The 23,246-nt window shown below is 60.4% G+C and carries 22 protein-coding genes and 1 pseudogene; 14 read left to right on the top strand and 9 right to left on the bottom strand.

The window, feature by feature from the left end; genetic code table 11:
• Positions 1–134: 134 nt before the first annotated feature.
• On the top strand, positions 135–1,367 hold the full coding sequence (locus C8024_RS18345) for a UbiH/UbiF/VisC/COQ6 family ubiquinone biosynthesis hydroxylase (RefSeq protein ID WP_173207848.1): 1,233 nt from the start codon (positions 135–137) through the stop codon (positions 1,365–1,367).
• 9 nt (positions 1,368–1,376) lie between these two features.
• Here the strand turns inward: C8024_RS18345 and C8024_RS18340 are convergent, their stop codons facing one another.
• Positions 1,377–2,144 carry an SDR family NAD(P)-dependent oxidoreductase gene (locus tag C8024_RS18340; protein ID WP_173207845.1) on the bottom strand — a complete coding sequence of 256 codons (768 nt, stop codon included), beginning with the start codon at positions 2,142–2,144 and terminating at the stop codon, positions 1,377–1,379.
• Between the two features lie 68 nt (positions 2,145–2,212).
• A complete protein-coding gene (locus C8024_RS18335) occupies positions 2,213–2,893 on the bottom strand; it encodes an OmpA family protein (protein ID WP_100094085.1) in 681 nt (226 codons plus the stop codon).
• 155 nt (positions 2,894–3,048) lie between these two features.
• Here C8024_RS18335 and C8024_RS18330 point away from each other — a divergent pair, with 155 nt between their 5' ends.
• Positions 3,049–4,365 carry a hemolysin family protein gene (locus C8024_RS18330; RefSeq protein WP_100094086.1) on the top strand — a complete coding sequence of 439 codons (1,317 nt, stop codon included), beginning with the start codon at positions 3,049–3,051 and terminating at the stop codon, positions 4,363–4,365.
• Positions 4,366–4,382: 17 nt separating this feature from the next.
• Here the strand turns inward: C8024_RS18330 and C8024_RS18325 are convergent, their stop codons facing one another.
• Together C8024_RS18325 and C8024_RS18320 are read right to left on the bottom strand one after the other, a co-directional pair.
• Positions 4,383–4,964: a hypothetical protein gene (locus tag C8024_RS18325; RefSeq protein ID WP_173207842.1), complete on the bottom strand. Its 582-nt coding sequence runs from the start codon at positions 4,962–4,964 to the stop codon at positions 4,383–4,385.
• A 149-nt stretch (positions 4,965–5,113) separates the two neighbouring features.
• Positions 5,114–5,854, bottom strand: coding sequence for an OmpA family protein (locus C8024_RS18320; RefSeq protein WP_217272309.1), 741 nt, complete (start codon positions 5,852–5,854; stop codon positions 5,114–5,116).
• A 662-nt stretch (positions 5,855–6,516) separates the two neighbouring features.
• Between C8024_RS18320 and C8024_RS20555 the strand changes: the two genes are divergently transcribed.
• Both C8024_RS20555 and C8024_RS20550 read left to right on the top strand, forming a co-directional pair.
• The gene (locus tag C8024_RS20555) at positions 6,517–7,347 is read left to right on the top strand and encodes a M20/M25/M40 family metallo-hydrolase (protein WP_217272308.1); all 831 of its coding nucleotides are present in this window, start codon (positions 6,517–6,519) and stop codon (positions 7,345–7,347) included.
• A complete protein-coding gene (locus C8024_RS20550; protein WP_217272307.1) occupies positions 7,317–7,679 on the top strand; it encodes a hypothetical protein in 363 nt (120 codons plus the stop codon). The genes C8024_RS20555 and C8024_RS20550 overlap by 31 nt, the downstream gene beginning before the upstream one ends.
• Before the next feature lie 6 nt (positions 7,680–7,685).
• On the opposite strand, the gene C8024_RS18310 is transcribed toward C8024_RS20550, so the two are convergent.
• Complete coding sequence (locus C8024_RS18310; RefSeq protein ID WP_254306079.1) at positions 7,686–8,396, bottom strand: class I SAM-dependent methyltransferase; 711 nt, start codon at positions 8,394–8,396, stop codon at positions 7,686–7,688.
• Positions 8,393–9,462, bottom strand: a pseudogene (locus C8024_RS18305) (DUF3419 family protein). The gene C8024_RS18310 and the pseudogene C8024_RS18305 overlap by 4 nt, the downstream one beginning before the upstream one ends.
• A gap of 333 nt (positions 9,463–9,795) precedes the next feature.
• Here C8024_RS18305 and C8024_RS18300 point away from each other — a divergent pair.
• Positions 9,796–11,037, top strand: a complete 1,242-nt coding sequence (locus tag C8024_RS18300; protein WP_173207840.1) for a putative DNA modification/repair radical SAM protein — start codon at positions 9,796–9,798, stop codon at positions 11,035–11,037.
• 11 nt (positions 11,038–11,048) lie between these two features.
• Positions 11,049–12,524 carry a UdgX family uracil-DNA binding protein gene (locus C8024_RS18295; protein ID WP_254306078.1) on the top strand — a complete coding sequence of 492 codons (1,476 nt, stop codon included), beginning with the start codon at positions 11,049–11,051 and terminating at the stop codon, positions 12,522–12,524.
• A 30-nt stretch (positions 12,525–12,554) separates the two neighbouring features.
• Here the strand turns inward: C8024_RS18295 and C8024_RS18290 are convergent, their stop codons facing one another.
• Positions 12,555–13,793 carry a mechanosensitive ion channel family protein gene (locus C8024_RS18290; RefSeq protein ID WP_100094094.1) on the bottom strand — a complete coding sequence of 413 codons (1,239 nt, stop codon included), beginning with the start codon at positions 13,791–13,793 and terminating at the stop codon, positions 12,555–12,557.
• Between the two features lie 179 nt (positions 13,794–13,972).
• Between C8024_RS18290 and C8024_RS22265 the strand changes: the two genes are divergently transcribed.
• Positions 13,973–14,275 carry a hypothetical protein gene (locus tag C8024_RS22265; RefSeq protein ID WP_254306077.1) on the top strand — a complete coding sequence of 101 codons (303 nt, stop codon included), beginning with the start codon at positions 13,973–13,975 and terminating at the stop codon, positions 14,273–14,275.
• Entirely contained in the window at positions 14,161–15,162 is a 1,002-nt protein-coding gene (locus tag C8024_RS18285) for a potassium/proton antiporter (protein ID WP_367947432.1), read from the top strand. Before C8024_RS22265 ends, C8024_RS18285 begins: the two co-directional genes overlap by 115 nt.
• A 31-nt stretch (positions 15,163–15,193) precedes the next feature.
• Here C8024_RS18285 and C8024_RS18280 read toward each other — a convergent pair whose 3' ends face one another.
• The gene (locus C8024_RS18280; RefSeq protein ID WP_254306076.1) at positions 15,194–16,480 is read right to left on the bottom strand and encodes an OmpP1/FadL family transporter; all 1,287 of its coding nucleotides are present in this window, start codon (positions 16,478–16,480) and stop codon (positions 15,194–15,196) included.
• Positions 16,481–16,662: 182 nt separating this feature from the next.
• Between C8024_RS18280 and C8024_RS18275 the strand changes: the two genes are divergently transcribed.
• From C8024_RS18275 to C8024_RS20535, 5 genes are all read left to right on the top strand, one after another.
• The gene (locus C8024_RS18275) at positions 16,663–17,064 is read left to right on the top strand and encodes a DUF2946 family protein (RefSeq protein WP_173207837.1); all 402 of its coding nucleotides are present in this window, start codon (positions 16,663–16,665) and stop codon (positions 17,062–17,064) included.
• A gap of 143 nt (positions 17,065–17,207) precedes the next feature.
• Positions 17,208–19,259, top strand: a complete 2,052-nt coding sequence (locus tag C8024_RS18270) for a TonB-dependent receptor (protein WP_173207834.1) — start codon at positions 17,208–17,210, stop codon at positions 19,257–19,259.
• A complete protein-coding gene (locus tag C8024_RS20545; protein ID WP_217272306.1) occupies positions 19,259–19,504 on the top strand; it encodes a PepSY domain-containing protein in 246 nt (81 codons plus the stop codon). Before C8024_RS18270 ends, C8024_RS20545 begins: the two co-directional genes overlap by 1 nt.
• The gene (locus tag C8024_RS20540) at positions 19,501–19,878 is read left to right on the top strand and encodes a PepSY domain-containing protein (RefSeq protein ID WP_217272305.1); all 378 of its coding nucleotides are present in this window, start codon (positions 19,501–19,503) and stop codon (positions 19,876–19,878) included. The genes C8024_RS20545 and C8024_RS20540 overlap by 4 nt, the downstream gene beginning before the upstream one ends.
• Complete coding sequence (locus C8024_RS20535) at positions 19,860–20,360, top strand: PepSY-associated TM helix domain-containing protein (protein WP_217272310.1); 501 nt, start codon at positions 19,860–19,862, stop codon at positions 20,358–20,360. Before C8024_RS20540 ends, C8024_RS20535 begins: the two co-directional genes overlap by 19 nt.
• Before the next feature lie 41 nt (positions 20,361–20,401).
• Here C8024_RS20535 and C8024_RS18260 read toward each other — a convergent pair whose 3' ends face one another.
• Positions 20,402–22,144, bottom strand: coding sequence for a VWA domain-containing protein (locus C8024_RS18260; protein WP_254306075.1), 1,743 nt, complete (start codon positions 22,142–22,144; stop codon positions 20,402–20,404).
• 229 nt (positions 22,145–22,373) lie between these two features.
• On the opposite strand from C8024_RS18260, the gene C8024_RS18255 reads away from it, so the two are divergent.
• On the top strand, positions 22,374–23,246 hold an 873-nt coding region (locus C8024_RS18255), incomplete at its 3' end, for a hypothetical protein (protein WP_173207831.1).

Here is a 23,246-nt window from a genome sequence, read left to right as displayed (position 1 = left end):
TTAACGAACTGCTCCTTTGCGCGAATCGGGGACTCTCCGTCAAGTTTCTTGGCTTTATTTTACCGGATTTGCCTTTCTTTCCCGACCATCGATGCCTAACTATATCTCATATTCGGGCTCGGAAAGGCGTCTCCATGGCAATTGATTCTCGGCAAAGCGATATCATCATATTGGGCGCGGGCATGATCGGCCTGACCCAGGCGCTGACGCTGGCAGCCCACGGCCTGCGCATCGCGATCATCGACCGCGCCGACCCGGCCGATCTGCTCAACCCGCAGGCAGATGCCCGGGTCTCCGCGATCAACAGCGCCAGCTGGAACATGTTCGAGGCCATCGGCCTGGCAGACGAGCTGCGGCCGCATGGCTGCGATATCGAGAAGATTCTGGTCAACGACGGGCTGAAGCCCGGCACGCTGGACTTTGTTCCGGGCGAGGACGAAGGCCCGATGGGCATCATGGTCGAAAATGCGGTGCTCCGGCGGCTCCTGTTCGAGGCGGTTCAGGCCAATGACAATATCACGCTGCATCTCTCGACCCAGGTTGCGTCCTGCGACCGTGGCGGGCACAGGGTCGATATCGCGCTGGAGAACGGCGAGCAGCTCTCTGCCCCGCTGCTGATCGCCGCCGACGGCCGTGGCAGCCGGATGCGCGAGGAAGCCGGCATCATCATGGCGCACTGGCAATATGATCACAGCGCGATCGTCTGCAAGATCGCGCATGAAAAGCCGCACGGCAACACCGCCTATGAACTGTTCTTCCCGTCCGGACCCTTCGCCATTCTGCCGATGCTTGACGATGCCGACGGCAAGCATCGCTCTGCGGTCGTATGGACGGTCTCGCGCAAGGATGGCCCCGCCTACGCCAAGATCAACGAGCGCGCTTTTATCGCCGAAATGATGAAGAAGACCGGCGGCTTTCTCGGCGAGATCGAGCTGCTCACCGACCGCCCGACCTATCCGCTGGGCTTTCACCATAGCTCCCATCTGACCGCCGATCGTCTGGTGCTGATCGGCGATGCCGGCCATGGCATCCATCCGATCGCGGGGCAGGGGCTCAACCTGGGCCTGCGTGACGTGGCCGCGCTGACCGAATGTTTGGTTGAGGGTGCGCGGACCGGTCTCGATCTGGGTGACTCCCAAATTCTGGCGCGCTATGACCGCTGGCGCAGCCTCGACAATATGATGGTCTCGGCGGCGACCGATATCCTGACCCGTCTCTTTGGCCTGCCGGGGGAAACCTCGTCGAAGATCCGCCGCATGGGTATCGGGCTGGTCCAGCGCATTGCGCCGCTCAAGGCGCAATTCATGGCCGAGGCAAAGGGCGAGACAGGCGACCTGCCCAAGCTGCTCAAGGGCGAGCTGGTCTAGGCCCGGGCGCTAGCGCGAACCCTGACCGTCATCGATCTTGATCACGGTGCCGGTCACCGCATCCGAAGAGGGCGACACCAGAAACAGCAAAGTGCTGTCCATCTGCTCCGGCTGCGCCACCCGCTTGCGCGGGAAGTGAACCGAAAAATCGCCGGCGCGCTCGATCATGCCGTCGGCCATGTCGGTGGCGAACAGGCCCGGCGCAATGCCATTCACATTGATATGGAATTTTGACCATTCCACTGCGAGGGTTTCGGTGATGCGGACCACCCCAGCCTTGGTAGTCGAATAGAGCGCTGCCCCGCCGCCGCTATAGCTGGTGGCGGCGATCGACGCGACATTGACGATCCGCCCGGGCGTTTTGCTGGCGATCAGCGGGCGGGCAAATTCGTTGGACAGGATGAAGACGCTGCGCAAATTGGTGTCCAGAACATCGTCGATCAGGTCAATCGACATCCGGGTGGCATGTTCGGCATCGACGATCCCGGCGTTGTTGACGAGGATTTCGGGCTGACCCAGAGATTCCGTGACAGCGGGAATGATCGCCTGAAGCTGCGCCGCGTCGCGCACGTCGAGCGCAAAGGCCTTGGCGGTGCCGCCATCGGCCGTAATTTCTGCGACCAGATCGTCCAGCTTGTCCTTGCGCCGGGCGGTGCAGGCGACTTTCGCGCCGCAAGCGGCCAGCACCTTGGCGAAGCGGCGGCCAAGACCGGCGGACGCGCCGGTTACGATTGCGGTCTGTCCGCTAAGATCGGTCGAAAAATTGACTGTGGTCATGAAAAAGGCATCCTCTGCAAATTTTTGCAGGGGATGCCCGTGATCATGCGATCAGCGCAAGCGCTAATTTAGTTGTTCAGGTCGTCCTGTTCGATGGGAACGATCTTGATTTCGACCCGGCGGTTGGCCGCGCGGCCCTCTTCGGTGCTGTTGCTGGCTACCGGCTGGCTCTCGCCATAGCCACGGGTCGCCAGACGCGCGCGCTGGACACCGCTGTTGGCGAGGAAATTCGCCACAGCATCGGCCCGCCGCTCGGACAACGCCTGGTTATAGGCGTCGCTGCCGGTGCTGTCGGTATGGCCGAGCACGTCGACATAGCTTTTCTCATATTGCGCCAGCGTATTCGCCACATTGCCCAATGTCGTCTGGAAAGCCGGGCTGATGGCGCTGCTGTCGACCGGGAAGGTGACGCTCGATGGCATGTTGAGAATCAGATTGTCGCCCTCGCGGGTGACATCGATGCCGGTGCCGGCGGTTTGCTGGCGCAGCTTCTTTTCCTGCTCGTCCATATAATAGCCGATGCCTGCACCGGCGAGGCCGCCCAGACCGGCGCCGACGATCTTGGCGGTCCGGTCATTCTTGCCGCCCAGCACGTCGCCGAGCAGATAGCCGCCGACAACGCCGCCGATGCCGCCGATGGCGGCTTTCGAAATGGTGCGATTGCCGGTTTCCGGATTGGTCACGCAGCCGCTGGTCAGTGCCAGAGCGCCGAGTGAAACCGCTGAAATAATTGATTTGTTCATCCGCATGTTCTTTTCCCTTTTAGGTCCTCTTGTCTCGTCAGCATTACGCCCCGCCGCCGAGAAGGTTCCGTCTAACGCGCGATAAATGAATGGTGACTGACAGCAAACTTGAGATTTTGTAAAACTTGCTGCTAAAGGGCTTATGGCATTTCGCCCTTTCAATGGACAATATGACACCCTTTCCCTGGTTTGATGTAGCGATCATAATTTTACTGGTACTGATCAATGGCATATTTGCCATGTCGGAACTGGCGATAGTCTCTGCCCGCAAGGCGCAGTTGCACGGCCTTGCCGACCGCGGCAGCAAGCGCGCCAAGGCGGCTCTGCGTCTTGCCAGCGATCCGGGGAAATTTCTCTCTACCGTGCAAATTGGGATCACGCTGATCGGCATTATTGCCGGCGCCTATTCCGGAGCCAGCCTTGGCGGCCCGGTAGCGGAGCGGCTGCAGCTGCTGGGCATGGGGCAGGAGTTGGCTGGCACCGTCGGCTTTGTTCTGGTGATCGGCCTGACCACCTACGCATCGCTGGTGATCGGGGAGCTGGTACCGAAACAGATAGCTCTGCGGTCCGCAGAACGCATCGCCCTGATCATGGCCCAGCCTATGGAATTGCTGGCCCGCATTTCCGCACCGCTGGTCTGGCTACTCGACAATAGCAGCGCCATGATTTTCCGCCTGATGCGGATCAAACGCGAGCAGGTCAATCATGTCACTGCGGAAGAATTGCAGATGGTCTTCGCCGATGCGACGCGGTCCGGCGTTATCGAGGAGCATGAACGCGCCGTGATGGCCGGGGTCGTGCGCCTCGCCGACCGCCCCATTCGCGAGGTTATGACCCCCCGTACCGAGATTGACTGGCTCGACATCGATGCGAAGCGCGGGGATATTCACAAGTTGCTGATGGAATCCCAGCACAGCCGTTTCCCCGTCGCCGAACATTCGGTCGATGAAATCCGTGGCGTGGTCCAGGCCCGCGATATCGTTGCCGCGCAACTCGGTGGCGAGAAGCTGGATTTGCGCAAGCTGATGCGCCCGCTGGAAAAGGTGCCGGACCAGCTCGACGCGCTCGATGTGCTGGAAATATTGCGTGAGACGGAAGTTCCGATGATCCTGGTGCACGACGAATATGGCCATTTCGAAGGGATCGTCACGCCCAATGACCTGCTCAGCTCGATCGCTGGCGAATTTGTCTCCGACCAGGACGAGAAGACCCAGCGCAGCCTGATCGAGCGGGCCGACGGCAGCTATCTGGTTTCCGGCGCGATGGCGATCGACGCGCTGGCCGAACGGCTGGGAATCCGGCTCTCAGAAGATCGCGACTATGCCACGGTCGCCGGCCACGCGCTGGCGCAATTGCGCCATTTGCCGGAAGAAGGCGAAAGCTTTGAAGACCAGGACTGGGTTTTCGAGATTATCGACATGGACGGCCGGAAGATCGACAAGCTGATCGTCCGGGCAAGCAATCCCGAGGTCGACTGACGGAAAAGCACCGGCTCTCAGAGCTTGCCGTATTTCTTCTCGAATCCCGCAATATCGTCCTTGGCAAGAAACTTGGCTTGATCGATCCACGCGTCGCGCGTGATCCGCCCGCTGAACGTACCGAGATGCTTGTCGACTTCGTTGATTTCCGCCTCTTTCCAGGCAGCGATCTGGTCAAAACGGGTGACACCAAGGCTGATCAGCAATGTGTTCAGCTTCGGACCGACGCCCTTGATCAGGCGCAGATTGTCGGGTTCGCCCACCGCGGGTGGAATTTTGGGAGCACCTTCGGTCGCAGCTTCCGGCTCAGGCTGAGGCGCGGGAGCAGGGGCGACGGGCGCGACAACCGGCTTGGGAGCCGGTGGTGGTGGCGGGGCAACCGCTTCCGGCGCAGGCGCGGCAGCCGTGACCGGTTTTTCTTCCGGTTCCGCCGCTCGCACCGGTTCACCGGCCTTTTCCAGAAGCCCGTCATCGGCGTTGAAACTGTCGAGTGCGGATGCCTCGCGCCCGGTTGCAGCCCAGACCCAGAAAGCCGTGACGACACCGATGAGCAGTGCAATCAGATATAGCAGCCAATTGGCGGTAATCAGCGTAATCATTTTCTCAAAACCCCGTTTTGAATTCTGTTCCCAGCCGGTCCCGGCTAGAATTCTTCCGTGTTCCGGCCCCAGATAAACCAGCCGATAGCGAGGCCAATTGCAAAAGTCGTCAGCAGGAGCAACAGATTTTCAAGTAAAAGTGGCATCGTTCAACTCTCCTGTTGCGCTTTGGCATCATTTGCCGGCGCACCGTTTGCGGTGCCGATCCGGAACTCGATCCGGCGATTCTGCGCATCCGCCGCCGCATCCGAACCGGTTGCGCGCGGCCGGGTCGAACCATAGCCTGTGGCGCTGATCCGGGTTTCGGCGATGCCGCGTTCGACCAGCCCGGCCTTGATCCGGTTGGCCCGCTCCTGCGACATGTCGCGATTGACGGCGCTGTTGCCGTTATCGTCGGTATGGCCTTCGACCGCAACGGAGAGCCCGTTGCAGGCCTTCAGGGATTCGGCGATCTGGTCGAGAATTTTCTTTGTGTCGAGCGAAACATAGGCGCTGCCGGAACGGAAGCTGATGGCATTTTCTGCCATGATCTTGTCGACATCGCTCTGGCATTTCGCAATCCGGTCCTGGTCGGCAGCGACCGGGGCGGTTGTGCCGGATCCGTCATCCTCAGCGGCAACGATCACATGTTCGCCTTTCCAGCTCGTGCTGGAGATACCGGGGATGGCCATGACCACGCCCATCGCCTCCTGCTTGGCCTCGTCGCCGATATCGCCGTCGAGAAGCGCCGCGCGGGACAGCGGATCCCGGCCCAGGCTGACGCTGGCGCCATCCAGACCGCGCGCGGCCAGCTCGGTCTGTGCCTTCTGCTCCAGGCCGGCGATGAAATTTTCACCCGTTACCGCATGGCCGACCAGTCCCAAAACCAGGGTTGCCGCTGCACCGGTCAAAATCTTGCTTCCGATTTCCATTCGTTAACCTCAGTTCTTTTTCCGCCCTGTTGCATCTTGCTGCAAGCATCGTGCAAAATGGCGGATATCGCCCCCCGAGTCCAGTTGCTAGCCGCTATGCCCGAAGCCATAGGGGCCGAAACTGTCTCTCTTTGGAACACAGGGTAAAGAAAAATGGTTAATTTGCTCCACGTGTCCGCGGCCGCGCCACTCGATCAGAAACTGCAAGCGATGGATTGGCTCGGTCCGTCCGCCGGGAGGTGAGCGCGCCCCGGATTGTTTCGCGAAGATCCGGCACAGCTTGTCCAGCCCGGACGACTCGACTGAACGATTTACATTTCCGGTCCAGCGGATAGGATGTGGTTTTGGGGGGAACCGGTGATGGCTGCACATAAGCTTCAGCAAAAATACAAAAAAGTCTGGCCGGGCGGCCCTCCTGCTGGTGGCGGGTATATTCCCTGCCCAGCCTGTTCTTGCGCAAGACACCAGCGCGCTGACACCGCAGCAGCAACTGGCGCGCGATATTTACCGCGATGTCATCGCCTTCAGGACTGCGCGCGGTCAGGAACAGGTCCCGGCGATGGTTTCCTATCTTGTCGACCGGTTCGAAAAGGCGGGCTTCAGCGACGATGATATCCAGGTCACCGATTATGACAGCGACGGTGAAAAACCCAGGGCTGATGGTTACCTATCGCGCAAAAGCCGGCAGCACCGACAAGCCGATTGTTCTGCTCGGCCATATGGACGTGGTCGATGCGCTGGCCAAGGACTGGGTGCGCCCGCCCTTCACCCTGACCGAAGAGGAGGGTTATTTCTTCGGCCGCGCCACGATGGACAATAAATATGGCATCACCAATCTGACATCGACTTTCCTGCGGCTCAAGGCGGAGGGCTGGCAACCTTCGCGCGATCTGGTTCTGGTCTTTTCGGGCGACGAGGAGACCGGCATGGTCTCGACCGAGGCGCAGGCGAAATATGTAGCGGAACATATCGATCCGGCCTTCATCCTGAACAGCGATGCCGGCGGAGTGGCGCTGGCGGAAGATGGGACGCCAGTGGCGTTTCGGGTGCAGTCTGCGGAGAAGACCTACGCCACCTACGAGCTGACCGTGAATAACCCCGGTGGTCATTCCTCCCGCCCGCGCGACGACAATGCGATCTACGAACTGGCCGAGGCATTGGGCAAGATCGCGGCCTATAAATTTCCGGTGCAGGCGACGGAACTGACCAGAAGCTATTTTGCCACAGCCGGCAAACTGACGCCGGGCGAGATAGGGCAGGCGATGCTGCGCTTTGCGGAAGACCCGACTGACACATCGGCGATCGCAACCCTGCAAGCCAATCCGGAAACCGTTGGCACTTTGGGCACAACCTGTGTCGCGACCATGTTGCAGGCCGGTCATGCGGAAAATGCCCTGCCGCAATCCGCGACGGCAACCGTCAATTGCCGGATTTTCCGGGAGTGGGGGCTGCTGCGACAGAGGCGAAGCTGACAGAGATCATCGGCAATGACAATGTCGGCTTCAAGCTGATCACCGATGTCACCGAAAGCCCCGAATCCAGACTCCGCGACGATGTCAGGGCGGCGATCCGCTACAGTATCGACAAGCGCTATCCGGGGCTTCCGATCCTACCCTATATGGAGTCGGGCGGCACCGACGGCATGCATTACCGCGCGCTGGGCTATGACACGGTCGCGCTCTCGGGTGCCGCGATGAAAGCCTCCGACATGTTCGCCCATGGCCTGAACGAACGGCTACCGGTTGCGTCATTCTATGGCGGGCTGGATCACTGGTACTGGATCCTGAAAAAGCTGGCGGAATGAGGAACGTTACGCTTCGCCGGAGCAGGGCGCTTCCTTTGCAGGAAGCCTGACGACAAATCGCCAGCTGTAACCGCGATATTGCGGGATAAATTCGCTGCGGGTTCCGGTTTCGCAATCCAGCTCTGTCAGAAAGCGGCGCAAATGCTTGCGCGGCTCGACGTGGAACAACGCCAGCCATTGCTGCAATATCCTGCGAAAGGAAGGCGGCAGCTTTTCCGACTGGCCGAAATCGACGATATGCAATTCGCCTCCCGGGGCGAGTAGCGGCATGGTCTGCCGGATCGCGCCCTGCCAGTCGGGGATCATCGACAGGCAGAAGGACAGGAATATCCGGTCGAATTTGCGGAGCGCTGGCGGCATGGCCAGCGCCGGATTTCCGGCATCGCCCTGAAACAGCGTGATGCGATCGGTCAATCGGCCATGCGCCAGATTCTTGCGCGCCGTTTTCAGCATTTCCGAGCTGATATCAAAGCCGTAAAACTCCGCATCCGGCCAGGCCTTCGCAGCCTGGACAAGATTGCGCGCGGTACCGCAGCCGATTTCCAGCACCCGCCCGCCCGGCGGAGGATCGAGCGCTTCAATCAACTGGTCCCGGCCGAGAAGATAATATTTTCGGGTCAGGTCATAGATGCCGCTCTGGCTGCGATAGACGCGATCCATCAGATCGGCGTGGCGATCGCTGGCCCGCTTGCGCAAAATATCCTCCATCAGGCTCATTTCAACCGGTACAAATGCATTGCGCCATAGATTGCTGAACGGTCTTTGCGGGTTAATGCCTGAGAAAGTTCCGCATCATAGTCCCATGCTGCGAGCAGTTCGTCGGCAACCCGGCCTGGCAGCAAGGTCTCTTCCGCCGCGGTGCGGAACAGCACCCGGGCGCCGGGCTTTGCGGTCCGGTCGATTTCGCTCCACAGCCGGTTGAGCTGCTGGTCGGTCATCCAGTCCTGCGCATCGAGCAATATATAGCGATCCAGCGAACCGGCGTCCTGCCTGGCCAGAAATTCGATGAAATTTTCATGGCTGATCTCCAGTTTCCGGCTGCGTTCGCCAAGCCAGTCGAAACTCGCTTCTTCCAGATAGGGCGGTACCGATCCGGGTGCGGCGCTCTGATAGGCGCGGCCAAAGGCCTGCTGCGCAAAATAATTGTCGGCCATCGCAAAATCGCACGCCAGTTTGCGGGTCCGTTCGCACAGCACATCGGCCATATGCTTGTCACCGGCAAGCGCTCGATATTGCGCCGGCGGAATACCGAGACCGAATAATGCCATCGGGTTGGAGCAGAGAAAACGCATCAGTTTCTTCTGGAACAGCGGCCTGATATGCCGCTCGAACAATTCGATCTGCTCGTCGCGCGTCCGCGCGGCCATCATCAGTGATGGCTGCGCCCCTCCGAGCCGTCTGACCAGATGCACGAGACCGATGAAATTACCGAGCAGACCCTTGCGATAGAAGCCCTTGGCAAAGCCGTTGATCCGGCGCTGGCCGAAATGGTTGCGGCCGTCCCAATATTTACGGCTGGCCGAGTCAAGATGCGGCCGCAGTCGGTCGCGATAGAGCGCAAGATTATCCTTGTGATTGGCCTGCCCGAAAAAGCGGAAAACTCGCCGTGGCTGTTTAGCTGCCGCGCTGCCACCGATTTCAGCCGGTTGAGCGCAATATGGGCGGCGTTGAGGTCGACCGCGGTGATTTTTGCCGGATTGGCGCGCAGATAGGACAGCGCATTGCAGCCGCCGCTGGCGATGGTGACGATATGATGGTCAGCCCGGATGTCCAGCGCTTCCATATCGGCAACCGGATCTTCCCAGATTTGCGGATAGACCAGACCGCGAAACATCAACGAGAAGGTCCGCTCGAGCAGCCCCGCCTTGCTGGCGCGATTCTGCAGTATAGCGTCGTTCAATATGGCGGATTGTTTAACGGTACCGGTTTGTGCGCTCATGGAGCCTCTCCGAAAATCTGGATCATTTTATCGAATCTAGGCCGCTGCAGTGACGTCGGCATGACCGGCGTGTGACAGGTTTGAGACCGCGCTGCCGGCATAGGTAATCACATGATTCCGCCGAAACTCTTAATCCAGGTTATTGAACAAACCGAGAACATGTCCTAGTCATCATCCATGTCGAAACTCTCACGATCTGAAAAACTGGCGATTCTTGCCGATGCCGCGAAATATGATGCGTCCTGCGCGTCGAGCGGATCGGTGAAGCGCAATTCGGCGAAATCGGGTGGCATCGGCTCGACCGGCGGCATGGGCATCTGCCACAGCTACGCGCCGGACGGGCGCTGTATCTCGCTGCTGAAAATCCTGATGACCAACTATTGCATGTTCGACTGTCTCTATTGCATCAACCGCTCGTCGAGCAACGTGCGGCGCGCGGCCTTCACGGTGCAGGAAATTGTCGATCTGACGCTGGATTTCTACAAGCGCAATTATATCGAGGGATTGTTTCTCTCCTCCGGCATCATCCGCAGTCCGGACTATACGATGGAGCAGCTGGTCGAGGTGGCGCGGCGTCTGCGGGTCGTGCACAAATTCGGCGGCTATATCCATTTGAAGACCATCCCCGAGGCCGATCCGGAGCTGCTCAAGCAGGCGGGGCAATATGCCGACCGCTTGTCGATCAATATCGAATTGCCCGACGATGAATCGATCGCGCGGCTGGCGCCAGAAAAGGACGGCAAGCTGATCCGCCGGACGATGGACAATCTCGGCAAGAGGGTGCGCGAAGCGAAGGCGGAGCGCAAGAGCTCGCGCAAGGCGCCGCTGTTCGCGCCGGGCGGGCACAGCACCCAGATGATCATCGGTGCCGATGCTTCGGATGACGCCAAAATCCTGACGACCAGCGACGGTCTCTACAGCAGCTATGGCTTGAAGCGGGTCTATTATTCCGCATTCAGCCCGATCCCGGACGCAAGCAGCAACCTCCCGGCTCAGGCCCCGCCCTTGCTGCGGGAACACAGGCTATATCAGGCCGACTGGCTGCTGCGTTTCTACGGCTTTTCCGTCGCGGAAATCATGCAGGGTGGCAGTTCGGGCCAGCTCGACCTGAATATCGATCCCAAACTCGCCTGGGCGCTGCAAAACCGCGCGCGCTTTCCGGTCAATATCAATCTTGCCGACAAGGAAAGCCTCCTGCGCATTCCCGGACTGGGCGGCAAGGGAGTGGGCAAGATACTCCAGGCCCGCCGGTTCACCGCCTTGCGTCTCGCCGATCTCGAACGCATCTGCCAGTCGGTGAAGAAGATATTGCCGTTTATCACCACGGTGGACTGGCACCCCGGCAAGCAGCTGGATTCCCTGAACCTATACGACCGACTGAAACCGCCACCCGAACAGCTCAGTCTGTTTCCCGCCTGACGGTCGTGAATATGATGGCAGATTTCAGAGGCGGCAATGCTCTCGCCAAAAGCATGTACCGGATATCGCTCTCCAGCGAAGTCGATCTGGACGGCTGGCGCGACCATGCACGGCGGCTGCTGCAGGCGGGAGTTGCGCCGGATCAGGTGACCTGGACGGTCGAGGGGCGCGGTAATAGCGGCGAACTGGATTTGTCGCCACCAGCCGCCTTGCCGGAGCAAAGCAGCGACCGGATCGCGCGCCCCGTCCGCATATCGAAGACTTTGCTCTCGCTGATCAACACAGCGCTGCTGCACAGCAATGAAGACCGGTTCGATCTCGCTTACCGTCTCCTCTATCGCGCGCAATCGGTGCCCGCTCTGCACCGCAATCCCGCCGACGCCGATGTGCTGAAGCTGAACCGCTACGCCAAGGCGATCCGCCGCGATATTCACAAGATGCACGCCTTCGTCCGCTTCCGCAAAATCGGTGACAGCGAGGGCCGCGAGCAATTTGTCTCCTGGTTCGAGCCGGACCATCATATCACGGAAGCGGTAGCGCCCTTTTTCCGCAACCGCTTCACCGGCATGGACTGGTTGATCATCACGCCCGGCGCGAGCATTGCCTGGGACGGACAAAAACTCTCGGTCGGCCCCGGCGGCTGCAAGGAGGACGTGCCGCAGGAGGATGTGGTCGAGGCCGAATGGCGGACCTATTACGCCAATATCTTCAACCCGGCCCGGGTCAAGATCAACGCGATGAAGTCCGAAATGCCGATGAAATACTGGAAAAATTTGCCCGAGGCGGAGCTGATTCCTTCGCTGCTGGAACAAGCCGGGACCCGGGTCGAGGCGATGGTGGCGGGCGCGCCCGATGACAGGCTATTTGACTCGAGGACGGATGAACCGGCCGCAGATCTGCCAACCTCGCTGGATCAGCTCTACGCGCTGTTGGAACAGCAACCCGACGCGCCCAGAGACAAATTTTCCGACCGATTGATCCGCGGCATCGGCCCGGACCATGCCGGCATCATGATCATCGGCGAGCAGCCCGGCGATCAGGAGGACCGGGAGGGCAGGCCGTTTGTCGGACCGGCGGGCCAGTTGCTCGACCGCGCGCTGGAACAGGCCCATATCGACCGGCAGCAGACATTTCTCACCAACGCCGTGAAACGCTTCAAATTTACCCCGCGCGGCAAGCGGCGCATCCACGAAACCCCCAATGTTGGCGAAATCAACTATTACCGCTGGTGGGTCGAACAGGAGATAAGGCTGGTCGATCCGAAACTGGTTGTCGCGCTGGGCGCAACCGCTGCCCGCAGCCTGACCGGCAAGGCGGTCACAATCTCGCGCCACCGCGGCGAAATATTGCCCGGCCCGGATGGCCGGTCGATCCTGATCACCGTCCACCCCTCCTATCTGCTGCGCATTCCCGACGAACAGGGGCGACAGGTCGAATATGCAAAATTCGTCCGCGATCTGCAGCTGGCGGACAATTTTGTCCGCTGAGACAAGCCGGACTTGTCGTGACTTCCGCTGCTACGCCGCCAGCCCGCGTTGCAAATCCAGACCGCTCGGTTCCTGGAAGGGGCGCAGCCCGAATTCGGGCAGGATCGCCAGCAGATGGTCGAAAATATCCGACTGGATATCTTCATAGTCCTTCCAGTCGGTAGTGTTGGTGAAACAGTAAATCTCTATCGGCAGCCCCTGCGGCGACGGGTCGAGCTGGCGCACGAGCAATGTCATGCCGTCGGCGATATGGCTGTTGGCGCGCAGATATTCGACGACATAGGCACGGAACGTGCCGATATTGGTGACCCGGCGGGCGTTGACCTCGTCGCGTCCGGCTTTCTCGATTGGCGCATTCCATTGGCTCAGCTCTGTCTGCTTGTGGCCAAGATAGTCGTCGAGCAGCTGGAAGCGGCGAAATCCGTCCTTCTCCTCCGGCGTGAGAAAGCGGATGCCGTTCTGGTCGATGAAGATCGACCGCTTGATCCGTCTCCCGCCCGCTTCGGACATGCCGCGCCAGTTCTTGAAACTCTCCGAGATCAGGCGATGGGTGGGAATGGTGGTGATCGTCTTGTCCCAGTTCTGCACCTTGACCGTGTGCAGCGCGATGTCGATGACATCGCCGTCGGCATTGAGTGCCGGCATCTCGATCCAGTCTCCGACGCGCAGCATGTCGTTCGAGGTCAGCTGGACGGATGCGACCAGCGACAGCAAGGTATCCTTGAATACCAGCAGGACAACCGCCGCCATAGCGCCGAGACCGGACAGGAGGAGCAGGGGCGACTGGTCCATCAATGCGGCGATGATCAATATGGTGGCGCCGACATAGAGAATGATCTTGAGCAGCTGGATATAGCCCTTGATCGGCCGGGTCGCGGAGCTCGGCCGATGTTCGTAAATGTCGTTGGCGAGGGTAAGCGCCTTGCTCAGCGCCATTGCGATGAACAGGATGATCGAGGCGGACACCACATTGCTGACCAGGGTGATAACCGGCGCCGGCAGATGGGGAACCGCGCCGATTCCGTTCGAGATGATAAGCGCCGGCACGATATTGGCCAGCCGGGCCGCGACCGGCAAGGGCGTGAGGTCTTCATAGGGCATCCAGCGCGTGACGATGCGCAGCACGATATGCTTGATGATGAAATTGGCGACCCACGCAATGGCTAGGAGTATAGCGATCCCGACCAGCGTTTGGCCCGAGGGCGCGAGGTTGGGAAGGAAGGGAATGCTATCTATGACGGAAAGGCTTTGGTTCTGGAACTGCTGCATGGTTTCGTGCCCCCGGGTCGAGGGGCGCTGTCTCCGTATTCGGGGTTGTGAGGGAAGCGCGAATTATGACCGCCGGCACCGACCGTGTCAACGGAAGCGAATCCGGCCGTTTCGTCTTTCGAGATCCCGCTGGTGATGCTATTGTTAGCAGCCATAACCCCCCGATGGTCAGGAGATTCATGACTTTCTTCGACACCGAACTGACCTTGCTTGTCCTCGGCGTGATATTGTTCACGACCGTGCTCGCGGGAACCTTGTCCAGCCGCTTCGGTTTTCCAGCGCTGATCGGTTTTCTCGGCCTCGGCATGCTGGCCGGTGTCGACGGTCCCGGGGGTTTCTATTTCGAGAATTTCGAGCTGACGCAGGGATCGGCATCGCCTGCCTGCTCTTCATCCTGTTCTCCGGCGGCATGGGCACAGCCTGGCGCGACGTCCGGCGCATGGCGGCCCCGGCCTTGCTGCTGGCCACCATCGGCGTCCTGATCAGCGCGGGGATCGTGGCGCTTTCCGCCATTTTCATTTTGGGATTCGGTCCGTTGCAGGGCGCCCTGCTCGGCGCGGTCATCGCCTCAACCGACGCGGCGGCGGTCTTTGCCGTGCTGCGCAGTTCCGGCCTCGATCTGCACGGCGATGTGCCGGCGCTGATCGAGACCGAATCCGGTTCCAATGATCCGATGGCGATTTTTCTGGTCGGCGCGGCGCTGTTCCTGATCGAAAGCCCGTCCGCTTCGCCGCTCCAGCTCGCGCCCGACTTCGTCATCCAGATGGTGATGGGCGCGATTGTCGGCGTCGCCATCGGCTTCGGCATGCCCGAAGTGCTGAAGCGCGGCGGCTATCAGCAAGGGGGCCTCGCCTTTGTCATTTCGATCGCCGCCGCCCTGATCGCTTTCGGTCTTGCCGAAGTGCTCGCCGGCAACGGATTCCTGGCCAGCTATCTTGCGGGTATCGTCGCTGGCAACCGGACCTACGCCGCCAAGGCAACCGTCGCCGGCTTCCAGGACGGCATGGCCTGGCTGTCGCAGGTGGTGATGTTCTTCACCCTCGGGCTGCTGGTCACGCCGTCCAATCTCGCGCCGGTCATCATACCGGGGCTTTCGATTACCTTCATCCTGATGTTCGTCGCCCGGCCGCTGAGCGTCTTCATCTGCCTCGCACCGTTCCGCCAGTTTGACTGGCGATCCAAGCTGTTCGTGTCCTGGGCCGGTCTACGCGGCGCGGTGCCGATTGTTCTTGCGACATTCCCGATGGTCGCCGGGGTGCCGGGCGCTTTCGCGATCTTCAATGTCGTCTTCTTCGTGGTGCTGCTGTCCAGCATCATCCAAGGACCGACGATCAAATGGGCCGCCGACCGGCTCGGGGTCAGAAGTTGATCATCGACAGTCTGCCCCGGGCGCGATCGGTCTAGAAACCGAAGCCCAGCGAAAAGCCGATAGCCGTCTCGGCCAGATGGATATTCGCTTCGCCGCCACCAAAGGGTGCGGGGATCGATCCGGATCCGTTCACGGTCTGGCGCGGCGCGCGCATCGCATAGCCGGTGATTTCGAATTTCTCCGATAGCTTGTACGTCGCGCCCAAGGTGAAGTGATCGCGGACCACGCCCGGTGCCAATATATTGAGCAAGGTCTCCGACTGCGGGACCGGGTTGGCAGAGCGGCCATAGCCGGCGCGCAGGGCCAGCTTGTCGCTAGCCTGATAGACCGCGCCGAATTTCCACACATCAATATCGTTCCAGCCAAAGCCCGGACCATCATCGGCGCCAAAGGGGACGCCCTGCAGCAGCGAGGCTATCGGGTTTCCGACCGAATTGACGTCCGAATATTCGATATGCTTGAAATCCGCGCCCAGCGTCAGCTTCGGCGTCACGTCGACCGAAACACCCATGCCCCAGGATGCGGGCATGTTGAAACCGCCCTGTTCGGCGAACAGCCCGGCATAGCGGTCAAACTCGGTGGTCCAGACTTTCGACTGGTAGAAGGCGCCGACGCGCAGATTGTCGCCGAAAGAGCCGAGATAGCCCACACGGAAGCCTGCACCAAAGGCCCAGTCTTCGCCGCGGTTGGTGAAAGCGCCCGGGTTCTGCGAATTGGCAGCAAACGGCTGGATGCCATTGGCCTCAAAGCTCTGCACCACGAAATGCGGCGACACGCCAACGCTTTGTCCCTCGGCAATCTCCACTGCAATGGTCGGCGCGATCGAGATTTGCCGGAGGTTCACGCCCGCCGGTCCGGTGGCGCCGAAGCTGGCGAAGGGATTGCTCTTGTAATCGGTGTTCATGCCGCCATTGCCGTTGACCGCAATGCCGACCGAAACCGTGTCGGACAGCGGCCGGACATAGGCAAATTCGGGCAGGATGAAGGGATTGGCATCATTACCGGAATAGACCCCGTCGAGCCCCGCCTGATTGCCGATAATCTCGGAGCCACGATCTGGAATGAAAATCTCGAAGCCGACATCCAGCCGGTGCTCGATGACGGTCGCCGAAGCCGGGTTGGTGGCGATCCCGAACGCATCCTGCGGCATCGCAATGGCCACGCCGCCAGCGCCCTTGGACTTGGCGCCGACACCGTTGACAAAATAACCGTCCGTCGCCTGCGCCGTACTGGGCATGCAAAGCGCCGCACTGGCGAGCAGGAGGCTGGCCAGCGAGGAGGCCGGGCGATTGACGGTACGTGCTGAGAAACGGGACATGACGATACGACTTTCTGTTGGTGTACCGGCGAAACGGGAGAGGGTGTTTGCCGGAGCGCGTCCCTAGCGATCTCCACTGGCGCGCAGCAAGTTAGGAAAGGTTGCGGGCGACGTAGCTGAGCTTGGCGACGCAGCATGTCTTCGCTGATGACAAGCCGGAGCGAACCAATTAACAGGCGCCGATGGATTCGATCCGCACCCTGATCCGCAACAACGGTAGGCTGGCAGCCTGTCTGCTCGGCGCCGCATTGCTGTTCAAGCTGCTGGTTCCGGCCGGCTATATGGTGACGAGCGACAATATGGTGCTGACCGTCGTCATCTGCTCCGATTCCACCGGCGAACAGCTCACCCGAGAGATATCGGTCCCGATGAAAGGGACTAGCGGCGCGGAGCATGAAAAGGGCAAGAATGATTGCCCTTATACCGGACTGGCGAAAAGCGCGGTTGCTGGCGTGGACCTGGCGCTGCTGGCTTCGGCCATCGCTTTTGTTCTGGCGCTCGCATTCGCGCCGCAGATATCGTCCGGGGCCAGCGATACGCCACGCCTGCGCCCGCCCTCCAGGGGGCCACCGCTGGCTGCCTGACGCAGCTACTCGGCAAAATCCAATGCGCAAAAACGGTGGCGGACCGGCAAGGTCCGTATCGCCACGCGCCATATATCAAACCCGATCCTGCTGCGTTCAAACCGCAATATCATGTTTGAACCCATCAATATCGGATACCCATAATGAAGATTTCCTATCCTGCGCTGGCCGCAGGTCTCCTGTTTGCCGTCAATGCCGTTCCCGCTCTGGCCGAAGTCTCAGACGAAGGCAGCGACGCCTCTACACCCGCCACGAACAAACCCGACACCAGCTTCTCGGTCGGCGAAATCGTCGTCACCGCGCGCGGCATGGCGGGCAGCACCGACAATGTCCTGACTTCGGTCGACCGGCTGGGCGGTGACATTGCGCAGAAAGCCGATGTCGACAATGTCTACGAACTGATCGGCCGGATGCCGGGCATATTGGTGACCAACTTCAACCAGGGCACGACCAGCGGCAAATTTTCGATGCGCGGCTTCAATGGCGAGGGCAATATCAACGCGGTCAAGCTGCTGATCGACGGCGTCCCCTCGAACAGCAACGACGGTAACATGCCCTATATCGACATGGCCTTTCCGCTGAACATTGCCGGTATCGAGGTGGTCCGCGGCACCTCCGACCCGCGCTATGGCCTGCACGCCATTGCCGGCAGCGCCAATATCATCACCCGCTCCGGCGGTACCTATGTCGACGCGCGCGGTTCGATCGGCAGTTACGACAGTTTCGAAGGGCAGCTGGTCGCCGGACTGGAAAGCGGCAATATCACGCAAAATTACCAGATCGCCTATCGGGAGAGTGATGGTTTCCGCGACCACAGCGACAGCCAACGGGTCAGCCTGTCCGGCAAATGGGGGCTGGCGCTGGGTGAAGACGTCAAGCTGGGTGCCATCGCGCGTTACTATGACGCCGACGCGGAAGAGCCCGGCTATCTGACCTTCGATGACAGCCGCGCCAATCCGCGCATGAGCAACGCCTATAACGAGTCCGATGGCGATTCCCGGGGACTGCAACAATATGCCCTGACATTCGATGTCTCGCTGTCCGACCGGCTCGACTGGACGGCGATGACCTATTACAACCGTTTCCGCGACGACCGTTTTGTCAAATTCTCCGCCGGAGCCTCGCAGCAGCGCCGCCTGACGCAGGAAGACCAATATGGTGTCTCCACCGCGCTCCACTGGCACGGCGATCTTTCCGGCGTCCCGCTGATGCTGGAGGCGGGCGGCAATATCGAGTGGCAGGACAATCGCTCGGCGCGCTGGCTCTCGGTCGAACGCGTGCCGACCAGCCAGACCCGCGACCAGCAGTTCGACCTCTCGGTTGGCGGCGCCTATGTCCAGGCGATCATCGAACCGGCAAGCTGGCTGCGAATCACGCCCGCCTACCGGATGGACTGGGTCGGTGGTGACTTCAACAATTTGCTCAATGACAGCTCTGCGCCGATCAACGATTATGGCGGCATCGACCAGCCCAAGCTGTCGGTTGCGGTCTACCCGACCGACGGTGTTACGCTCTACGGCAATTGGGGCAAGACATTCCAGATTGGTCTGGGATCGGGTGCCTATCTGATCCCGCCACGCCAGGTCGATCTGGCACCGTCCATCAACAGCGGCTGGGAACTGGGCGCGAAATATCAGCTGGGCGACAGGGCAGAGGCGCGGGTTGCCTATTGGGAGCAGAGCGCGACCGGAGAAATCGCCCGCAAGCTCAACGACCCGCTGGGCGATTTCGAGAATGTCGGCGGTACCGACCGTAATGGCGTAGATGTCCAGTTGAGCGTCAGGCCGATGGCCGGCCTGTCTTTGTGGGGCGCATTGTCCTGGCAGAAGGCAGTCATTTCGGTACCGTCACCGGCGACGCCGGGATTGGCCGGCAATGAGATCAACCACACGCCGCGCTGGCTCTGGTCCGGCGGGATTGAATATTCTCCGCTGGAGCCGCTCACCCTGTCGCTGACCGGGCGCGGGCAATCCTCTTACTATCTCACCACCGCCAATGCGGAAGGCAAATGGGGTGATCTGAATATATTCGATGCGAGCGCTTTCTATCGCGTGAACGACACATTGGAGCTGGGGCTGGCGTTCAAGAACCTCGCCGACAGCTATTATGAATATGTCTGGTGGGACGGGTCGCAGACGCTGCACAGCCCGGCCAATGGCCGCAATGTCACCGCCAGCGTCCGTCTGCGCTTCTGATGCAGATCAGGGGAGACCGGCTGCGCCGCACGGTGCGCACGCTCCATCTCTGGCTGGGGCTGGGCATTGGCGGCCTGTTGGTCCTGCTCGGCCTGACCGGTTCGGTCCTCACCTTCTACCCGGAACTGGATGCTTTGCTGCATCCGGAAATCCGGGTGGAGGCGGGCATGCCCGACTGGGACCGCGCCTTGGCGACCGTGCGTCAGGCCTATCCGGAAAACAGGGCCCGTGGCGGTTTGAAGTGACCGGCAAGCCCGGCGCGATCCCCGCGCGCTATTATAATCCGCCGGAGCGCGCCGGCCATGATTTCCGCCCGATGATGGTCTGGCTTTCCCCTGATGGTTCGCAAATATTGCGCCGCGACTATTGGGGCGAATATGCGGTGACCTTCATCTATGATCTGCATTACCGGCTGCTGCTCGGGGAGACCGGCGGCGCCATACTCGGCTGGCTGGGCTTTGTTTTGCTCGCGCTGCTGCTCAGCGGTCTATGGGCCTGGTGGCCCAGAGGTTCCTGGCGGAAGGCGCTGCGGCTCAAGCCCGGCGCCACCCGCACCGGAGCCTGCGGGACTGGCACAAGCTTGCCGGGCTGTCCGGTCTGGTGTTTCTGCTCATCCTGACGGTGACCGGGATCATGCTGGCGCTGCCGGAGGAGAGCGATACGGCGCTGAGCGCAGCTGGTCTGCCGGTCGACGCCATGCCCCATGTTCATCCCGCCTCGACCCCATCCGGACAGCCGGTCAGCGTCGCTCAAATCGTGCGCGCAGGTCGCTCGGTGCTGCCCGGCGCCCGTCTCGCCTGGATCGAAACGCCACCGGAGCAGGGCGGGCATTTCCGCCTGAGAATGCAGGTCCCGGGCGACCCCAGCTTCCGCTTCCCGCACAGCTATGTCTGGGTCGAGGGCGGCAGCGGCAGGGTCGTGGCGGTCCACGACGCGCGACAGGCCCGTACCGGCAGCACGATCAACAACTGGCTGCACCCGCTGCACGATGGGTCGGCCGGCGGACTGGCCGGGCGCCTATTGGCCGCGCTGTGCGGACTGCTGCCGACCATATTGTTCGTCACCGGTGTCTTGCGCTGGCGATCAAGGCGGCGAGGGTGAGGGCTCCATTCGGTGCCTCACCCGTAATATTCATCGCCCCTTCAACTGTCGTCATGCCCGGCGGCAAGCTGGGTCAGTTTGACAAATTCCTGACGCCAATAGCCACTCGGCGATCCGGCCAGCCGTGCAACCTGATCGAAGGAATAATCGGCGAGCTTGCTGTCGCCGCGCAATTTCTGCCCGAAGGCGGCAACAGCAACCGCGAACGCCAGATCGCCTTTCGGTTGCGGCGCGCTGTCCAGGGACGCGCTGCTGATGGTCTGGGCAATCAGTTTCGACTTGTCACCATCCGGGGATTTGTAGCGCAACTTCAGATAGGCCATTTCCTCGCCCTTTACCGCAGCACCGGCCTTGGTTTTCGAATAGCGGCGGTCGCCGATCCAGCCGGTCTTGCCGACCGGGATCACCTCGTAGAGAGCGGTAACCTGATGGCCGGCACCGATATCCCCGGCATCGATCCGGTCATTGTCGAAATCCTCCTCGCGCAGCGCCCGGTTTTCATAGCCGATCAGACGATATTGCGAGATCACCGCGGGATTGAACTCGATCTGGATTTTGACATCCTTGGCGATGGTGAACAGGGTCGACGTCATCTCTTCGTCGAGCACCTTGCGCGCCTCCATCGCATTGTCGATATAGGCATAATTGCCGTTCCCGACATCGGCGATCTGCTCCATCATCGCTTCGTTATAATTCTTCTGGCCAAAGCCCAGCGTGGTCAGCGTGATGCCGCTTTCGCGGTTTTTCTCGATCAGCTTGATCAAGTCGTCCTGACTGGTGATTCCGACATTGAAATCGCCGTCGGTCGCCAGGATGACCCGGTTGACGCCACCTTTGACGAAATGGTCGCGGGCGGTCTTGTAGGCAAGCTGGATGCCCGCTCCACCCGCGGTCGATCCGCCGGCATCGAGCCGGGCCAGTGCTGCCTTGATATCGCGGGTGCTGCTGGTCGGTTCCAGCACCAGTCCGGCGGCGCCTGCATAGACGACGATGGAAACCTTGTCGCGGGCGGTCAGCTTGTTGGCGAGCATCCCGAGCGCCGTCTTGACCAGCGGCAATTTGTCGCCGGCATGCATACTGCCCGAAACATCGAGCAGGAAAACCAGATTGGCCGCCGGGCGCGTCTTGTGGTCGAGATCATAGCCGCGTATGCCGATCCGCAGCAGCCGGCTCTGATCGTTCCAGGGGGATCGCGCCACTTCGCTGGACACGCTGAACGGGACATCGCGACTGGCGGGTTTGGGATAGTCGTAACGGAAATAATTGACCATTTCCTCGGTCCTGACCGCTGCTTCCGGCGGCAACCGGCCCGCGGTCAGAAAACGGCGGGTGTTCGAATAGCTGCCGGTATCGACATCGACGGAGAAGGTGGAAACCGGTTCCAGCCTCGCCAGCTTGACGTCGGACACCGGCTCGCCGTCATAGCGTTCGCGGTCTTCTTTCGGGATCGCAACCGGATCGCGCAAGGATGGCTGGTAGCGGTAGACCGTGGTCTGCTGCTCGGGCTGCTTGCCGTAAATCTGCACACCATTCTGGTCGATGACGATGGCATTGGAAGGCAAGGGAACAGCAACGACGCCCGGCGCATAGGCCACTGCGCTGTCAAAACTCGCCTCGGCCTCCTCTGGCATGGCAGGCATGTCTAGTTGCATTGGCGGCGCATAGCTTTTCGAAGCGGACTGCTTGTCGGAAGAGCAGGACGAGATGATCATCGTCAGGGCAACGGCGTGGACGCAGGCGGTCATGCCGGCGGGAAAAGCGATGCTTCCGGGGGGCGTTCTCATTAATTCTCTCCTCGCGAATAAAATGATATAACGTAACATATACGACCATCGGAAATATGAACGAGAGATGAACGGGCTCTTTCTCCGTCGGATCCGGCGTGATCAGCCGAAGGCGTGACGGACATCACGCAACGCCCGGCGCGCCATTGGTTACAGTTTTGCGGTCGCGTTATTCAGAGGAGACAGAATCAATGCCCGGCGAAAACTCTAACGCAGTGATCCAGAAAAAGTGGATGAACTGAAGGAAAAATTCGAAGCCCGCGTTCAGGCGATCAGACAGAAGGGATCGGAACAATTGGGGAATATCAATGATGATGCTCCCGATCCGTCCGATACCGAAGCGATGCTCAACCTCACCTTTGACGTGAAGTGGAAGCTGACATCGATCAAATTCGACGTGCCGCAATTTTCCATGGAAAGGGAAACGATCAAATTCGACATTCCCGAGGTGACGATGAAAATCAAGGAACTCAAATTCGATGTTCCTGCCACCCGCATGGTACGGAAGTGCATCGCGAAAAAGCCAGAATTCCATGGCTTCAAGGTCAAATGGACCTGCATCTACGCCCATGTGCCGGAAGCCTATATGAAGCGGGTGACGATCAAGACCGATATTCCGCAATTCTCGAGCAAGCGAGTGGAAATTAAGTTCGACAAGCCGGTGGTGAAAATGGAGCGGGTGGAGATAAAACTCCATCTGCCGCAATTCTATCTCCGCAAGCTCGACGCCCAGATCGAGGACCACAAGGAAAAAGTCGAGGATGTCGCTGCCGACATGACGGCTGAAATAGCCTCCGCCCAGACCGAGTTGAAAGCCAGCCTCCAGTCCGAGATCGGCGAGGAAATCGAACTGATGTTCGATGAACTCAGGGAATCGATCCTGAAGGAGCGGACCAATGTCGAAAGCGCCTATGACGAAGCCATCGGCAAGACCAAATCGGCCATCCGGATCCTGAAGGAAAACAACGCCGTTGACGAAGTGGCGCGACTGGAAGGCGAATTGTCCAAGCTGGTCAGCGATTATCAGCAGCTGCTGGCCGATCTCGACAAGGCGCTGGAAGAGATGAACGCGCAACAGCATGAAGCGCTGACCTCGCTCAAA

Origin of the sequence: Sphingopyxis sp. BSNA05 (genome assembly GCF_013265645.1) — a bacterium.
Classification (GTDB): domain Bacteria; phylum Pseudomonadota; class Alphaproteobacteria; order Sphingomonadales; family Sphingomonadaceae; genus Parasphingorhabdus.
This window is presented reverse-complemented; position numbering and strand designations above follow the sequence as displayed.

What these genes read in the sequence shown, in the direction of transcription:
- C8024_RS18345 (WP_173207848.1), top strand. Translation starts at nt 135, where the DNA reads ATGGCAATTGATTCTCGGCAAAGCGATATCATCATATTGGGCGCGGGC.
- C8024_RS18340 (WP_173207845.1), bottom strand. Translation starts at nt 2,144, where the DNA reads ATGACCACAGTCAATTTTTCGACCGATCTTAGCGGACAGACCGCAATC.
- C8024_RS18335 (WP_100094085.1), bottom strand. Translation starts at nt 2,893, where the DNA reads ATGCGGATGAACAAATCAATTATTTCAGCGGTTTCACTCGGCGCTCTG.
- C8024_RS18330 (WP_100094086.1), top strand. Translation starts at nt 3,049, where the DNA reads ATGGACAATATGACACCCTTTCCCTGGTTTGATGTAGCGATCATAATT.
- C8024_RS18325 (WP_173207842.1), bottom strand. Translation starts at nt 4,964, where the DNA reads ATGATTACGCTGATTACCGCCAATTGGCTGCTATATCTGATTGCACTG.
- C8024_RS18310 (WP_254306079.1), bottom strand. Translation starts at nt 8,396, where the DNA reads ATGAGCCTGATGGAGGATATTTTGCGCAAGCGGGCCAGCGATCGCCAC.
- C8024_RS18300 (WP_173207840.1), top strand. Translation starts at nt 9,796, where the DNA reads ATGTCGAAACTCTCACGATCTGAAAAACTGGCGATTCTTGCCGATGCC.
- C8024_RS18295 (WP_254306078.1), top strand. Translation starts at nt 11,049, where the DNA reads ATGATGGCAGATTTCAGAGGCGGCAATGCTCTCGCCAAAAGCATGTAC.
- C8024_RS18290 (WP_100094094.1), bottom strand. Translation starts at nt 13,793, where the DNA reads ATGCAGCAGTTCCAGAACCAAAGCCTTTCCGTCATAGATAGCATTCCC.
- C8024_RS22265 (WP_254306077.1), top strand. Translation starts at nt 13,973, where the DNA reads ATGACTTTCTTCGACACCGAACTGACCTTGCTTGTCCTCGGCGTGATA.
- C8024_RS18280 (WP_254306076.1), bottom strand. Translation starts at nt 16,480, where the DNA reads ATGTCCCGTTTCTCAGCACGTACCGTCAATCGCCCGGCCTCCTCGCTG.
- C8024_RS18275 (WP_173207837.1), top strand. Translation starts at nt 16,663, where the DNA reads ATGGATTCGATCCGCACCCTGATCCGCAACAACGGTAGGCTGGCAGCC.
- C8024_RS18270 (WP_173207834.1), top strand. Translation starts at nt 17,208, where the DNA reads ATGAAGATTTCCTATCCTGCGCTGGCCGCAGGTCTCCTGTTTGCCGTC.
- C8024_RS20545 (WP_217272306.1), top strand. Translation starts at nt 19,259, where the DNA reads ATGCAGATCAGGGGAGACCGGCTGCGCCGCACGGTGCGCACGCTCCAT.
- C8024_RS18260 (WP_254306075.1), bottom strand. Translation starts at nt 22,144, where the DNA reads ATGAGAACGCCCCCCGGAAGCATCGCTTTTCCCGCCGGCATGACCGCC.